Annotated in this window: 4 protein-coding genes and 2 pseudogenes; all 6 read left to right on the plus strand. The window is 41.2% G+C overall.

What is annotated here, in order from left to right:
- Nucleotides 1-249 precede the first annotated feature (249 nt).
- The 6 genes and pseudogenes from ALW18_18130 (at nt 250) to ALW18_18155 (ending at nt 17060) form a co-directional block, all read left to right on the plus strand.
- Entirely contained in the window at nt 250-6663 is a 6414-nt protein-coding gene (locus ALW18_18130) for a hypothetical protein (GenBank protein ID AOE54251.1), read from the plus strand.
- Nucleotides 6664-7297: 634 nt separating this feature from the next.
- Nucleotides 7298-8827 (plus strand): annotated as a pseudogene (locus ALW18_18135) (hypothetical protein).
- Between the two features lie 4993 nt (nt 8828-13820).
- Nucleotides 13821-14726 (plus strand): hypothetical protein, encoded by a 906-nt coding sequence (locus ALW18_18140; protein AOE54252.1) that lies wholly within the window; start codon nt 13821-13823, stop codon nt 14724-14726.
- Nucleotides 14727-14864: 138 nt separating this feature from the next.
- Nucleotides 14865-15377, plus strand: coding sequence for a hypothetical protein (locus ALW18_18145; protein AOE54253.1), 513 nt, complete (start codon nt 14865-14867; stop codon nt 15375-15377).
- Nucleotides 15378-15457: 80 nt separating this feature from the next.
- Nucleotides 15458-16480, plus strand: coding sequence for an alkane 1-monooxygenase (locus tag ALW18_18150; GenBank protein ID AOE54254.1), 1023 nt, complete (start codon nt 15458-15460; stop codon nt 16478-16480).
- Nucleotides 16481-16553: 73 nt separating this feature from the next.
- Nucleotides 16554-17060, plus strand: a pseudogene (locus ALW18_18155) (alkane 1-monooxygenase).
- Nucleotides 17061-17152 lie beyond the last annotated feature (92 nt).

Genomic DNA, 17152 nt, shown 5'->3' on the forward strand with positions numbered 1-17152 from the left:
CTATTTCAAAAGTTAAAATTTACTTAATATCTAAATTCGATAGTCTTGTATTCCGAATACAACCATTTAATAACATTGTTCATTTGTGTTAGTTGTTATGTTTGATATATGTGTTTGATTATCAGTGTTCTGTTTTTAAATTTATTTTTATCTGTACAGTATTTGTCTAGGAGTATAAAAACCGTTTTTCTCATATAAAATTTACTTTTGAGTTTCTATTACTACTTAAAAACTAAATATTAATTAACTATGAGAAAAATTACATTACTACTGCTGGTAGTGTTTATTTTTACCTTTGGAACATCCTACGGTCAATGGACTCAAAACTTTGAAAATGGGATACCTTCAAACTGGGAGAAATTTACATTGCTAAACGGGGCACCGGGTACAGTACCGGAATGGGGTAACTCAACAGGAACAACCTGCCAGGGTACAACCGGAGCTTATGTATCAAATGCGCTTATTGGCGTAGGGAATACATTACAGGCGTGGTTGGTAACTCCACAAATTTCGATACCTGCAAATGCAGATTTATCATTTTTGGCGTTGCAGACTTACCCTGCTCAAAACGGAAGTATTTATCAGCTATGGGCTTCAACAACTTCTCAGACTGATACTTCTACGTTTACTTTGGTTAAATCGTGGACAGAAAATGAAATGAATCCAGGAAATCAGATTGCCTGTTATAAGCAGACAGTAGATTTAGCTGCCTTTGCTAATCAGAATGTTTATCTGGCTTTTGTAAAAAGAGACACTCAATACGGTAATGCAATTCAGGGTGAAAGATTTACACTTGATGACATTAGGATTATTGCAAGATGTTTGCCGGCAACGTCATCAATCGGTGTTGCAACGGGAGCTACAACTGCAAATATTACCATAAACGGAACGCCGTCTGGCACTTGGGATATTAATCTTATTCCAGGAAGCACTACTGCTCCAAATACTGGTGTTATAACACATACAGGAACTGCTTCACCAATAGCCGTTACAGATTTACTACCTTCAACTCCTTACACATATTACGTAAGGGCAAATTGTGGTGCTACACAGAGTAACTGGATAGGCCCTTATAACTTTACAACATTTCAGGCGGCTGCTTCATTACCATTCTCTGATAATTTTGAATCTACAAATGTAGGATGGTCAATGAGTACAGGTACGCAGCTTAACAAATGGTTTGTTGGCAATGCGGCAAATAACGGTGCTTCAAAATCACTTTACGTGAGCAACAATAATGGGGCTGCCAATGCGTACACAATAACACAATCATCTATAGTGCACGCATATAGAGACTTAACTATTCCTGCGGGAAGTACTAATATTGGTATTTCATTCGATTGGAAAGGTTTAGGCGATGGTAACGGTAACGATTATTTTTATGTCTGGGCAGTACCGGCTACTTTTAATCCGGTAGCGGGTACAGGTATAAATGCTGCAACAGACAGGATACGAATTGCTGATAAATTCTATAATTCAGCTAATTATCAGCCGTATGCTTATATGCTAAACGCAACCCAGTTTGCCGGTCAAACAATGCGTTTAGTATTTGAATGGAGAAATGATGCATTAAACGGTGTACAGCCACCTGCATCTATAGACAATGTATCGGTAAATGTTATAAATTGTAATGTTCCTTCAAGCATTACATATGCAGGTATCACAACTAACGGCGGTACTATTAACTGGCAGGAAACAGGCACTGCTACAGAATGGAATATTCTTATTCAGCCTTGGGGAACTCCTTTCCCGGCAAGTACAGTTCCCGGTATAACAACTACGCAACCTACATATACTGCAACTAACCTTAATTCAACGTCGGCTTACGATGTATATGTAAGATCGGTTTGTTCGTCTACGAACAAAAGTTTTTGGGTAAAAGCTGCAACCAGGTTAATTACGGCGTGTGGTACTATACTGCCTCCTTTTACGGAAACATTTAACTCTACATCTCCAAGTAAATCGTGCTGGAAAGTAGTTGATGCAAATGGAGATAACCTTACATGGAATCTTAATACAACATATCTTCCATATGAAGGAGACCAATTGGCTTCGCTTGCCAGATATTGGAATTCTACAAGTAATAATGACTGGTTAATCAGCCCGGCTATACAACTAAACGGTAACCAAAGGGTAAAATTCCGTTATAGAGTGGTTTCTGCATCTTATACTACAGAGCTGGAAGTAAAATTATCTACTACAGGTAATAATGTAGCAGACTTTACCAATGTATTAATGCCTCAACAGATCATTAATAACACAGTATACGACCAGAAAATCATATATCTTAATAACTATACAGGTGTTGCGTATATAGCGTTACATGTTCCAAATGTAACTAATAATAGCTGGACACTTTGGATTGACGAATTTGTTGTTGAAGATATACCCGGTTGTGCAGCTCCGACGGCACTTACTGCATCTAACACAAGCAATACAAGTGGCACCTTATCCTGGAATGCAGGATATCAGGAAACACAATGGGAGGTTAAAGTACAACCTGCTAACACAGGCGTACCTACAACAGACGGTACATTAGTTTCTTCATCTACATATAATGCTGCAAACTTAAATCCGGCAACACTTTACGAATACTATGTAAGAGCATATTGTTCTTCAACAAGTAAAAGTGAATGGGTGGGTCCATTTGTATTTAATACAACAGTTTGTCCTGTTGAAAACAGATGTGATTACAAGTTTACCATCAGGGCTACTTCCGGTAATGGAACATTCTCTAAACTAAATGTATATCAAAATGGTATATTAGTAGGTACAATAAATGCAGGATCAGGATTGTTAAATTCAGGTAATGTTGCTATGTGTCCCGGTATTCCATTTACATTAAACTGGGATTACAATAGCTGGAGTGATTATGTAGCTGAAGTTACCGTTTTAGATTCTTACGATGAGATTGTTTACAGTTATGTAAAAGGTGTAACTCCGGTTATACTGCCTATTACAGTCCCTGTATTCTCCGGTACGGCAACATGTACACCCGTTGCTTGTCCTAAGCCTCAAAATGTAATAACTACAGGTAATACGCCAAACGCTATAACAATAGACTGGACAGAAGCAGGATCAGCTACATCATGGGAAGTTTTTGCTGTGTCTACAGGAGAAGCTGCACCAACGGCTGATAGCGAAGGGGAAGTTGTAACAGCTCACCCTTATACATTGGCTAACCTTACACCGGGCAGAAGATATTCTTTCTATGTAAGAGCTATTTGTAGTGAAACAAGTAAAAGCTCTTGGACTTTAGAGAAAGTATTCTATAGTAAAATTACTAATGATGAGTGTAGTACAGCGTACGTATTACCTGTTAGTACAACAGGTTATTGTGATACTCCATACAGGGCAACATTATTAGGTGCTACTGCATCGGCACAAGCCAATGTATGTGGAATAGCTGCCTATGCTAATGACGACGTTTGGTTTGAATTTACAGCTTCATCTGCATCTCACATACTTTATATTAATAACAGGGCGGGTTCTGCTACGACCACTCTTAACCTAAGTAAAGTATTATACAGTGGCAGTTGTGATAACCTAACTCAGGTTCAGTGTATTCAGGGTAATAATGTACAATATAATACTACATTTTTTATCACAGGAAATAATATTAATAACAACGATGTGTTACTAAATAACCTTACAGTAGGTACTACTTACAAACTAAGGATATTCTCTAACTATGCTGCAGCTAACGATACACGTTTTGATATTTGTATTGCTACTCCTGCAACACCTATTACTATAGACCAGACAACGTATACTGAAGAGCAGCTAATAAGTGACGTGCTTGTAAATGAGAACTGTGCACAGGTTTCTAACCTTAACTATTCTACAGGTACAAATTATGGTGCTGCTCATAATGGTATCGGTTATTTTGATGCTAATGGATCTGATTTCCCTTTCCAGAATGGTATCATACTTTCAACAGGTAAGGCAGGGACTGCGGTAGGGCCAAAAACAACTATTCAGTCAAACAGTTACCAACAAACAGTATCACCGTATAGCATTTTGTGGCTGGGTGATCAGGATCTATACAATTATGTATCTGCTTCTGGTACGATTCCCGGGCTTGTAAATTTCTACAACGCTACATCTATAGAGTTCGACTTTATGGCTTATGGTACAGAGATGTCGTTCGACTTCCTGTTTGCTTCAGAAGATTACGGACTATTCCAGTGTAACTATGGTGACGCATTTGCATTTTTTTTAACAGACGAAGACGGAAACACTGTAAACCTTGCTACATTACCGGATACAACATTACCTGTATCTGTTAGTACAACAAGAGATAACAAGATGAACTACGATGTTAACGGTAGTAACTGTACTGCTGGTAACCCTGAATTTTTTGACAAGCTTTACGATGGCTACAAAGGTGTATCAAGATATGCTGCATCAGATAACTTTATGGGTCACACTGTACCACTAAAAGTAAAGTCTGCTGTTGTTCCGGGTGCTACTTACCGTATTAAAATGGTAATTGCCGAAACAAATGATGGAAACTATGATTCTGCTATTTTCCTTGACGGAAACAGTTTTGACGTAGGACGTATTAATTTTGGTGATGATTTACTTGTAAGCACAAATACTGCGGTATGCTATGGTGCACAAAAAGTGCTGGATACCAAACTAAGCAATACATACTTTAACTTCGTTTGGAGTAAAGATGACGTTGTAATTGACGGAGCTACAGCTGCAACCTATACAGTAACGGAGGCTGGAACTTATAAAGTTTCTGCTACAGTTATAACATCAGGATGTACAACGAGCGATGAGATTGTAATTGAGTTCAACGAAAACATTGCAACCACAGTAAATGCTCCGGCTGACCTGACTCTATGTTCTTCTACAACCGAAGCATCATTCAATCTTAGCCTTAACACAACAACAATACTTGAAGATGTTGCAAATGCTGCAGATTTTGCTGTTAGCTATTTTGAAACTGAAGCTTTAGCGCAAACAGGTGATGCTGCCGATGCTATTGCCGATACAGCTGCTTATATAGCTGCAAACGACAACACAGTATATGTACGTGTTGAAAATACTGTAACAGGATGTTTCATTATAGATTCATTTAAAACAATTGTAACACCTAATAGCGCTGCGGTACTTGAATTCTCGTATGCTGACGATATTTGTGCTATAGCTACACAAAATCCTGCACCGGTTAAAGCCACAGGTTTTGCTGAAGGTGGTACATACAGCATTACAGATACAAATATTACGATAGACGCTGCAACAGGTATTATCGACCTTACAGCTACACAGCCGGGTACGTATGAAATCACATATACGCTAGCCGATGCTAATTGTCTAACAGGTGGTGCCTATGAGGCAACAGTAATAATAAATGCAACGGCACAGCCTGCTATAACTTTTAGCTATGCTGATACTTGTGTACTGGCAGCTAATGCTACGCCAGTACTTCCAACAGAATTTATAACAGGTGGTGCATATTCTTCTGCAACACTAACTGTTGATGCACAAACAGGAGAAATAGATTTAAGTACTGCAACTGTAGGCGCTCACGATATTAGTTATGAAGTGATTGCTGACGCTGCGAATTGTACAGCTGCTGCAACATATACGGCTACGATAAATCTAACAGCTCCAACACAGCCGGCTATAACGTTCAGTTACGCTGATACCTGCGTACTGGCTTCTAATGCTACGCCAGTACTTCCAACAGGATTTGTAACAGGTGGTACATATTCTTCTTCAACATTAACTGTTGATGCACAAACAGGAGAAATAGATTTAAGTACTGCAACTGCAGGTACTCATGATATTACTTACGAAGTGGTTGCTGATGCATCTAATTGTACAGCTGCGGATAGCTATACTGCAACAATTACAATTACAGAATCTATAGTTCCTGTAACATCATTTACGTATGAAATGGCATATTGTATGGGTGCAGGTGTTGTAACTCCTGAATTAGCATCGGGCTTTACTAGCGGAGGTGTATTTAGTTCAGATAATCAGAATCTTGTAATTAACAATGCTGATGGTTCTATCGATGTTTCAGCCAGTCAGCCGGGTACTTATGTTATCACATATACATACACAGCTCAGCAGGATTGCGAACAAAATGCAAGCAGTGTGTTCACAGTTACACTTCAGGATGGTTTAGAGGCAAACATTAAGGATACTTGCCTGGGTAATGCACTATGGCTTGAAGCTGTACCTACAAATAATTCTTACGATGCTTCTTCAGCTACTTATGTTTGGAAGAACGCACAGGGAGCAACAGTTGGTAACGATAGTGCTTTGTTTAACGTAGCAGAATACTACAATGCTAATCCTAATACTACATTCCCGGCTGTGTTTACAGTAACGATAACATCTGGAGAATGTTCGGTTTCAAAAGACTATGAAGTATTTAATGTGCTTTGTGAAGTTCAGAGAGGTATTTCGCCTAACGGAGATGGTAAAAACGATAATCTTGACCTTAGAGGTATGAACGTTGATAAAATAACAATTTTCAACAGATACGGAACCAAGGTGTATGAGCAGCGTAACTACACTAACCAATGGGGCGGACAAAGTAATTCAGGTTCAGATCTTACAACAGGTACTTACTTCTATATTTTAGAATTAAATAATGCTGAAAGTAAGACAGGATGGATTTACATTAATAGAGAAGAATAGGTGATTAATTAAAAGTGGTAGAGGAGTAAGGCAGCTGAAAAATGGGCTATTTGTAAGCTGCCTGAACCTTTACTTGTAGTCTTGAAAAAGGTCATATAATTTTTATTGAGTGAGGCTGGTAAATCGGCCTCACTTTTATAGTTATTACAAAGAATTAAATTTTATAGAATAGTAAGCGATTTTATCGAAGCTTACGGGTAGGGAGGGTCCTTTCTGTCTTGTTTTATAGTAATCGGAAAATATGTAAACGATAGTTTACTATTTGGCCATTTATAATGATACTTTTGCCGGTTTAATTGAATTGAAATTGATGACAAAAAATATGCTGATGAAAAAGGAATTTATGTTTTTCTTAATGTTGGTACTATTCTCCTCAGGGTATAGTATCGCACAGGTTGGCTGTGCTGAAATCCCACCGAATTTGGTGCAGGTATTACCTTCGGATTTCGAAAACAATATTTATACAATTGACTTTTCACGGAGTATATCTCTTACAGCTGATGCTGATGCTACAGGAATAGATCCAAATAATATAATTTACCAGTGGGATTTTGGTAATGGAGCAGTTTTATTTGGTAAAACTATAAATTACAGTTTTGTACAGGAAGGATTGGTAACCCTTACATTATCTACTATTTATCAGGGATGCACAACTTCCAGAACATTTACCTTTAATGTACAAAAGGGAAATCCTTTTTCTTTATATACACAGTACAATGGCAGATATGACTATCTTGCTATTGGAAATACTTTAAACCTCCAGGAAAATGCAGGTATACTGGAAAGTGATGAATGTGGAATTCTAACAGAGTCATCTGCTGCGCTAAGCCTTCAACCTGGACAAACTATTGTTGCTGCTTATTTATACTGGGCGGGGTCTGGTTTAGGAGATTTTAATGTAAAGCTAAACAACATAGATGTTGCTGCTCAGAGAACATTTTATTCTACTATAACTACCACTGCTAATAATCATAAATCGTCTTTTGGAGCTTTTGCAGATGTAACCAATATTGTTACCAATAGTGGTACATATACATTATCTGACCTGGATATTACAGCTACCCTTGCAAACGATCTTGATTATTGTTATTCAGCCATTAACTTTGGCGGATGGTCTGTAATAGTTATTTATAATGACAACACTTTACCTTATAATCAGGTGGGCGTATATGATGGTTTTAAAACTGTTGATGCGCAAAATCCATTGCTGAATATTTATTTGGATAATCTTAATGTTATAAGTAATGTTGGTGCAAAAATAGGATTTTTGGCATGGGAAGGAGATGCAGGAATTGCGGTTAATGAAACTGTAAAGGTTAACGGATTTACGCTTAGTAATCCGCCTCTTAATCCGGCGAATAATGCCTTCAACGGAACCAACAGCTTTACAGGAGCATCAGATTTGTGGAATATGGATATTGATTTTTATGATATTCAGAATTATATAAATATTGGTGATACAGATTTAGATGTGTCGCTCACAACAGGACAGGATGGTGTAATTGTAAATAATATTGTTACCGTAGTAAACAGCGAATTACCCGATGCAAGTATAGAAATGATTTTTCATACCGGTAATGAAATTTGTGGTAATCGCGATTTACAATTGGTATATATTGCTAAAAATTATAACAGTACAGATGTTCTTCCTGCAAATACCCCTATTGCAATTTATGCTGATGATATTTTAATAGGTACTACAGCTACTACGGTAAATATTCCAATTGAAGGGTCGGAAACAGGAAATTTAACGGTTACACTACCGGCTGAAGTGCCTGATACCTTTACGTTGACTTTTGTAATAGACGATAATGGTACAGGAACAGGTATTGTGAGGGAAACAGATGAAACGAATAATGATTATACCGAGGAGATTACGTTAAGAGTCGGTATTGAGCCTCAAACAATAGAAGAATCTTTATTTACTTGTGCTTCCGGAACTACAGGAACTTTTGATCTTACTCAGGCAACTACGGCTGTAGTTGATTATGAGTTTGATTTTTACAGGACACCGGAAGAGGCGGCAACTGAAACTAATGTAATAACAGATTTTACAAATTTTGTTTCGGATAATGCAACTGTGTACGTGAGGATATACGATCCGTTTGCTCCCACTTGTTTTAGCATAGAGTCGTTTACGGTTGCTATTGTCAATTGTCAGCCCAATAAGCCTGATGACGTAGTTGTTTGTGCCGAAACAGGACAAACATCCAGACAGTTCAACTTAAATGATTTTAACACTGAAATTTTAAATGGTAATGATGCAGATTCTAATCGTATAACTTTTCATAATACTTTACTGGGAGCTCAGGATAGTAATGATTTAATCGCAGGTCCGGAAGCGTTTATAGTTAATGCAGGAAACCAAGTTACGGTATTTATCCGTATGGAAAATGTTCAAAACCCAGCATTGTTTGGTACTGCCAGTTTTACAATTACGGTTACTACTCCGCCTACTGTCATAGAGCCTACCGCATTAGAAGCGTGTGAGGCTGACAATGCAGGTTTTGCCACTTTTGATCTGACCCAAAGAAATGCTGAAGTGCTAAACGGTCAGTCGGGATTAACCATTACCTGGTACCCAACACTGAGTGATGCACAGCTAAATGTAAATGCCATCCCGGACCCATCGAGCCATTACGATGATTCAGGTATTGTGTATGCAGGTGTAGTACAGGAAGGCACCACAACAGGCTGCCGCAGCATAGTACCGCTGACACTGATAGTACATCCACGCCCGGCAGTGCCGGTTGTAAGCCAGCTTACCCTGTGTGATGACAACAATTCACCGGACGGTATAGAAGAATTTGACTTAACCTTGAATGACGATGCCGCAAGGGGAGGGGATGCGAGCCTTACGGTTCAGTATTACCTTACCCAGGCAGATGCACAAAATAACCTAACGCCTATTACAGGCCCGGAAGCATATAATAACATTAATCCCAACCAGCAGACTATTTGGGTCGCAGTATCCAACGGTTTTGGCTGCCGCAGTGTATCATCATTTACCATTTTAGTAAACCCGTTACCGGTATTAAGCACCGACCCTGCAGACTTTATTGCCACCGAGTGTGAAGAACTGCCTGGCGAGGCTGATTTTGACCTTGACCAAATTGCAACAGCTATAACTGCAGGCTCCGCGAGCTATGTGGTGTATTTCTACCAGACAGAAGCCCAGGCACTGGCTGGGGGTGCTGATTTTGAACCGGGCCCCACCTACCTTTCGGGCGATGCCGATATCTGGGCCAGGGTAATTAACCCTACCACGAACTGCGTAAGGGTAGCCCGTGTGGAACTAAACGTAATCCCTGCCCCTATTGCCACCACCCCTGCACCTATTGCAGAATGTGATGACAACAACGACGGCTTTGCAAGGTTTAACCTTACACCAGCCATGCAGGCTATTGAGGCCGCTATCCCCGATGTAACGGTAAGCGCCTTTGAGACCCAGAGCGATGCTGACCTAAATGTAAATGTAATACCGTCACCCGAGGCCTATGACAATATCGTAGCAGGTACCCAGACCCTGTACCTAAGGGTACAGTCGGACCTTACGGACTGCTATGATACGGTAACCCTTGTGCTGATTGTAAACCCAAGGCCTGATGCCCACAGCCCGGCGCAGCCTTATGCGCTGTGTGATGACGGTACCAGCGATACTGATGGCATAGCCCATTTTAACCTGAACAGCCAGAGTGCTGAGATACTTGCAGGCTTAGACCCTGCGCAGTACACAGTAGACTATTACACCGACGCTGCAGCTACACCTGCCAGCCTTATCGGTACACCGGGCAACTACCCATCGGCAACAGCTACGGTGTATGCCAAAGTAACCAATACAGCCACAGGCTGTTTCTATATCGTAGCGGTACGCCTTGTGGTGAATGCCCTTCCGGTGCTTATTACCAATGAGTACAGCTACTCGCTGTGTGATACCACACTGCCGGCCAACAAAGAGACCTTTGACCTTACCACTACCATCGATAAATTCATCACCGATGAAAACCTAAACGGTGTAGCGGTAACCTTCCATACCACCCTTGCCGATGCGCAAGGGGGCACCAATGCCCTTACCGACGCCCAGGCACAGGCGTATGAGAACACTTCACAGGTACAGAGCCTTTATGTGCGCTTTACGGTAACCACTACAGGCTGCTTCAGGCTTGGCTACCTTGATATCAGGGTAGAGCCGCAGCCGGTACTTACCCTTCCCTCACAGGATGAGCTAACGGTATGTGATACCGATGGCAACGGTATCGGTGAGTTTAACCTTGAAGCCTTAAAAGAAACCCTTGCCAATGGTGATACAAGCCTTGTGATCACCTTCCACCTAACGGCGGAGGAAGCACTATCGGGGGCCAACCCGATCGGTAATACGACCGACTACAGGAATGACCACCCGGGCACACAAACCCTTTGGGTAAGGGCAGTGAGCAGTACTACAGGCTGCTTTAACACCACGCCATTCCCGGTTACCCTTATAGTAACCCCTGCACCGCAGGCACCAAAGCTACAGGATATCACCCTTTGTGATGATACCGACAACAATGGGCAGGACGGGGCGCTAAGGACAGACCTTACAGTATATGAAACACAGATAAAAGAAGCAGTAGCCCCTGTGGAAGTAACAATCACCTATTACCTTTCCAAGGCTGATGCTGATGCGGGTAGTAACGGTATTGCCAGCCCTGCAAGGCACATTGCCAGGGATGGGCAGGTGATCTGGGTAAGGGTAGAGAATACCGCAGGCTGCTATAGCCTTACGAGCTTTACCATCCATATCAACAAGCCACACCAGTTGGTAACCCCAACACCCCTTGCCGTATGTAACGAGGCACTGCCAAATGACGGTATTGCAGAATTTGACCTTACACAAAAAGACGATGAGATACTGGGCCCTGATGGGGTAGGCATGGACTACGTTGTAGACTACTTTACCACCGACCCAAAAACAGACAGCACCGCCGTGGCAATCGCTGACCCTAAGGCGTATGTAAATACAGACAGCAATGGAGCAGCCCAAAACCCAAGAACGATCTGGGTAAGGGTAACCACCACCCAAGGGTGTGTTAGCTATACCACCCTAACCATAAGGGTGCTTCCGCTACCTGTACCCAACTTTAACCCAGCCCCACTTGAGGTATGCGACCAGGATACTACAGAGGTAGGCAGTGAGCCCTTTGACCTGACCCTTGCACAGGATGATATCCGCAACAACGGTACTAACTACCTGTTCAGCTATTATACCACAGAAGAGGATGCCCAGGCAGGCACCAATGCGATACCTGACCCAACCAGCCACAACAGTGCCAGTGGCAGTGTATGGGTAAGGGTTGAGGCCAATACCAATAACCCATCTGATTTGAGGTGCTTCCAGATAGTGGAGCTTGAACTAATAGTGAACCCACTGCCACCGATAGCCGACCTTGCCGACTATGGTATCTGTAACGACACCCCTGCATCCCCGACAGCCTTTAACCTGAAGGAGTATGTAGAGACAGCCCTTGGCGGTAATACAGGTACCATTTACACTATAGGCTACTTTAGCGATGCAGCCCTTACCACACGTGCCACGCCAATAACAGGGTATGTAGTAACAGGCAGTGCAACGGTATACATAGAAGTAGTGAACAACGACACAGGGTGCAGGATCGTAAAAGAGCTTGAGCTTATCGTAGAGCAGCAGGCAGTAGCCAACCCTGTGGCAGACCCTGCGGCGGTATGTGATACCGACGACCAGAATGACGGCAGGGCCTCAGGATGGGATTTAACCCTACTTGCACCTGAAGTACTTGGCGCTCAGGACCCGGCTGTGTTCCTTGTAAGCTATTACGATATTGACCCGTCTACAGTACCTGCACCGCAACCGATACAAGACCCTGAAAACTATACCAACCAGACTCCGGAGAGCCAGGTGATCTGGATCGTAGTAACCAACAGCGATACGGTACAGGACACTCCATGCAGTGCCACCACTACGGTAACCCTAAGGGTAGAGCGCAGGGCAGAGCCTGTTATCACCACAGCAGATGGCAGCGATACAGTATGTATCGAATGGGGGGCAAGCGAAGGCGAGCTGGAACTTAACAGTGGTGTAGTACCAAACGGGCACACCTATCTTTGGTACAAAGACGGGGTACTGCTAACCGATAGTGATGACTCAGGAAGCTACATCGCCAAAACAGGCGGCGTATACACCGTAGTAGTAACGGGCCCTGCGCCACTGGAATGTGTGTCGGATGAATCGGCAGGCTTTACGGTAATCGAATCAGGGCAGGCATCAGCAATAGGCCAGGGGTACTATGTAACCAACTACTTTAGCGATAACCAGACCATAACGGTAACCATAGAAGGAAACGGGGAGTACACCTACCAGCTGGATAACGGCCCAAGGCAGGAATCTCCGGTATTCACCAATGTATCCCCGGGCTACCACACGGTTACGGTATGGGATGAGAAAACAGATTTTCCATGCCAGGAGCTGGTCTTAAATGGAGTAAGCATTGTAGACTACCCTAACTTCTTTACCCCTAACGGTGATGGTTTCCATGACACGTGGAACATCATAGGCTTAAGCGGTACAGGATCGGTGATCTATATCTTTGACCGCTACGGCAAGCTTATCAAACAGATAAGCCCGGACCTTGAGAGCAGCGGATGGGACGGAACACTAAACGGTACCCCGGTACCGGCAACGGACTACTGGTTCACCGTTACCTACCCTGAGTTTGATGGCACCACAACGGCAACCAAAGAATTTAAATCGCATTTCTCACTGAAGAGATAAACAAATAGAAAACCATAATAACTAAGAACCCCGGACAGCGAAAGCTGCCCGGGGTTTGTTTTTATTAGTAATGTAAAAGTTAAAACGTCAGAAAAAAAGTTTAAGAAAGTGTTACAGTTTGTGCCTAGCCCTGATAGAGGCGGCATCCTGCCCGGCAAGGCCAAAGGGCAGATACAGCCGATAGCAGGAAATAGCTTTAAATAAATGCGCTTAGTTGGACTTCTTAATACTACTCTAAATAGTCAGGAGATATCGTTTTTCGTGTAGTAAAGTTTATATGTAGTGATTAACCTATCATTAACTCTGTATTAACCGGGTAAATGAATTTTACTTGCAACATTTGCAGCTTAAACACATTAAATTTATAAGTATGAAAACAGGTCTTTTTATTGCAATGTTACTTTTATTTAGCCTATTTGGTTTTGCTCAGGCGAGACCTGTATCAACAATTCCGTTTGTGTTAGAGAATAACACAGTTTATGTGTATTGTAAAATTAATAGTACCGACAGTTTAAAATTCTTGTTTGATACCGGTGCTGACGGATCTGTTATTAATAAAGACTCTAAGCGTATGTTTAATCTTAAAATAGATGGTAAATCATTAAACAGGGGCTCTAATGGTACGAATGAAGTAGAGGTGGCTATTGATAACACCATTAGGTTTGGAGATATTGAAAGAACTAAAATCAGTTTTACATTAATATCTTTCGGAACAGATAGTTTTGATGGGATTATTGGAACTGATTTGATGAAAGGGTATATTGTAGAGCTTGACTATAATAAAAATGAACTAAAGTTTTATAAGGATAATGATCCGGAAATGACATATTCCGGATATGAAAAAACAAAACTCCATCTTATAGATAATTATCCTGCCGTAGAAAGTAAAATGATTGTAGATGGTGTAGAGTATAAAGGCCTGTTTGGTATCGATAGCGGGGCAGACGATATTCTGACTATTGCTGCGCCATTTTCTAAAAGGCACAAATTGAATGAAAAAATGAAAAATATAGGATCGGCAACTGCTCAGGGATCTGATGGGTCTGTTTATGAAATGCCTGTAGTTTTGTGTTCGATCATGAACTTTAGCAATAAATTTTTGTATAACCTTCCTGTATTACTTTCCAGTTCTACAGAAGGAATTGATGCATCAGATAAAATGGCCGGTTTTCTTGGTAACAAATTTCTAAAACGATTCAATACCATATTAGATTTTAAAAATAGATATGTGTATTTCAAATTAAATAAAAACCTATATTCTGAAGTTTATCAATAATTTATGTAAGAAAAATAATAATTGTACACTGCAGGTTTATATAATATTGTAAATTAGTAGTATCGGCAATTGGTTCACTACCAAAAATAAACAAGGGTGCACTACCGTCTAACTAATTGTATAATAAAGTAGCAACAAATGAAAAAGAAATTAAGACTTGCAATAGTGTGTACCGTGCTTCAATGTGTGATATCTTTCTTTACCAGCAGGTATCCTTTCTTTTACCAGGGGGCAGACTGGTTTATAACTGCGACGGGCGATATACTTTTCCTGATACGACTATTATGTTCTTTAGGTACTTTACCTTTTTTTATCGCGCTTTATAAAAGTAATGACTTTATAAATATAATAGATAAGGATGTTGCTACAAGTCAGGACAATCCGAAGGACGAATCCTGGTTTAAGCATCTGTTAATCAGGGTGGCAATTTTACTCGTGGCCTATTTGTTTTTGTATACCATATCACTATTAGACAATAGTCTTGGAGCGGGCTATATTGTAGCTTACGGACTCTTAATGATTTTAGGTGCCTCAACTGTTATTCTCAGTATTGAAGCTGTTATTTTGTTTCGGAAGAAGCTTTTCTTTAAGAGCTATGGAAATATGTTTATTTTAGGTGTTTCCTTATGGATCTTGTTAGGCCTTTTGTAAACAAATATTTTCTGATGAAATGTTTTAGATGCACTCGGTTATGAGTCGTAACTTTGTTATTGTAACAATTAAAGCTATCTATGAAAAAAATAGGATTTTTATCGTTTGGGCATTGGTCCGATCATCCTTCCTATCAAACCCGTACAGCGGGCGATACGCTGCTTCAGTCTATCGATTTGGCTGTTGCTGCAGAAGAGATTGGTTTGGACGGCGCATATTTTCGTGTACATCATTTTGCGCGGCAGCTGGCATCGCCTTTTCCTTTGCTTTCAGCTATAGGTGCTAAAACGCAAAAGATAGAGATTGGAACAGGAGTGATTGATATGCGGTATGAGAACCCTCTGTACATGGTTGAAGATGCCGGCGCTGCCGACCTGATTTCCGGAGGGCGTTTACAACTAGGAATAAGCAGAGGATCGCCAGAGCAGGTAATCGATGGCTACCGCCACTTTGGTTATGTGCCTGCAGATGGCGAAACAGATGCAAATATGGGACGCAAAAAGGCTCTGGAGTTTTTGGATAGGCTGAAAGGTGAAGGATTTGCACAACCAAACCCAAACCCCATGTTTCCAAACCCACCGGGTTTATTACGTCTTGAGCCGCATTCTGAAGGTTTGAGAAATCGTATATGGTGGGGAGCAGCATCTAATGCTACTGCCATATGGGCGGCTGAGAATGGGATGCACCTGCAAAGCTCTACCTTGAAATATGACGAAAATGGCAAGCCTTTCCACATTCAACAGGCGGAACAGATAAGGTTATATAAAGAAGCCTGGAAAAAGGCCGGACATCTGCACGAACCAAGGGTATCGGTAAGCCGCTCTATCTTTGCATTAGTTACCGATCAGGATAGGTATTATTTTGGACAGCAGGGAAGAGGATCAGATAGTTTTGGTTATATTGAAAGTGATCAAAGAGCAATATTCGGCAAGAGTTACGCAGCCGAACCAGATAAACTTATTGCAGAACTGGATCAGGATGAAGCTGTTAAAGAAGCGGATACCGTGCTGCTGACTATACCTAATACTTTGGGTGTTAACTATAATATACATGTGTTGTCGGCTATTTTAGAACATATTGCCCCGGCACTGGGTTGGCGATAAACTTTTTGAAAACATTAGAAATGAAAAACCCTTAAACTCTTTGATTATAAAGTGTTTAAGGGTTTTTTAGTGTGGAATCGCCCGAATCGAACCGAGAAATCGTATATAGTGGGGAGCAGCATCTAATGCTACTGCCATATGGGCGGCTGAGAATGGGATGCACCTGCAAAGCTCTACCTTGAAATATGACGAAAATGGCAAGCCTTTCCACATTCAACAGGCGGAACAGATAAGGTTATATAAAGAAGCCTGGAAAAAGGCCGGACATCTGCACGAACCAAGGGTATCGGTAAGCCGCTCTATCTTTGCATTAGTTACCGATCAGGATAGGTATTATTTTGGACAGCAGGGAAGAGGATCAGATAGTTTTGGTTATATTGAAAGTGATCAAAGAGCAATATTCGGCAAGAGTTACGCAGCCGAACCAGATAAACTTATTGCAGAACTGGATCAGGATGAAGCTGTTAAAGAAGCGGATACCGTGCTGCTGACTATACCTAATACTTTGGGTGTTAACTATAATATACATGTGTTGTCGGCTATTTTAGAACATATTGCCCCGGCACTGGGTTGGCGATAAACTTTTTGAAAACATTAGAAATGAAAAACCCTTAAACTCTTTGATTATAAAGTGTTTAAGGGTTTTTTAGTGTGGAATCGCCCGAATCGAAC

This window comes from Flavobacterium psychrophilum, assembly GCA_001708385.1.
Classification (GTDB): domain Bacteria; phylum Bacteroidota; class Bacteroidia; order Flavobacteriales; family Flavobacteriaceae; genus Flavobacterium; species Flavobacterium psychrophilum_A.